The sequence below is a fragment of the Staphylococcus sp. 231237_7MaSpsaltlick genome (assembly GCF_043107035.1).
On the sequence record NZ_JBICNX010000231.1, the window covers coordinates 1 to 706 of the forward strand.

At 24.5% G+C, this 706-nt stretch carries 1 protein-coding gene; it reads left to right on the forward strand.

The window, feature by feature from the left end:
- Nucleotides 1-519: UDP binding domain-containing protein (locus ACF91D_RS31125; RefSeq protein WP_392438606.1), on the forward strand; the 519-nt coding region annotated here is incomplete at its 5' end.
- Nucleotides 520-706: the final 187 nt, after the last annotated feature.

Genomic DNA, 706 nt, shown 5'->3' on the forward strand with positions numbered 1-706 from the left:
GGAGTAGATCCATATTACTTCCTTTATGAAGCTGAAAAATTAGGATATGAATCTCAAATAATATCTTCAGGAAGAAGAATAAATGATTCAATGGTTCAATTTGTAACAGAAAATCTGGTTAAGCAATTAATTTTAGCTGATAAAAAAGTAAAAGGAAGTAAGGTTGTTATTTTTGGTATAACATTTAAAGAAAATACACCTGATTTTAGAAATAGTAAAATTGTAGAATTAATAAAATTAATTGAAGACTATGGTATTGAGGTAGTCATTGTAGATCCTGTAGTAAATGAAGAAGAAATTAGAGCACAAGAGAATATCGAAATAACTGATTACAACACTATTGATGATGCTGATGGAATAATTTTTGCGGTTCCTCATAAAACATTTGAGAATTATGATAAAAATTCAATTTTAAACATATTCAAAAATAAAAATGAAAATAATGTAATTATTGATTTGAAATCTAAATATAAGTCTCTATATACAAACACACATAATTTATTATATTGGAATTTATAAAAGTTTAATGGAGGATTATATATGAAAACCTTAATTGTAACTAATTATTATTTGCCTGGAATAAAAGGTGGAGGACCTGTAAATTCTATTAAAAACATTGTAGAAAGTGTTAAAGGTGATTTTGATATACTAACAAAATCAAAAGATTTTGGAGAAAAGCAAAATTATAAAGATATAAATGTAAACC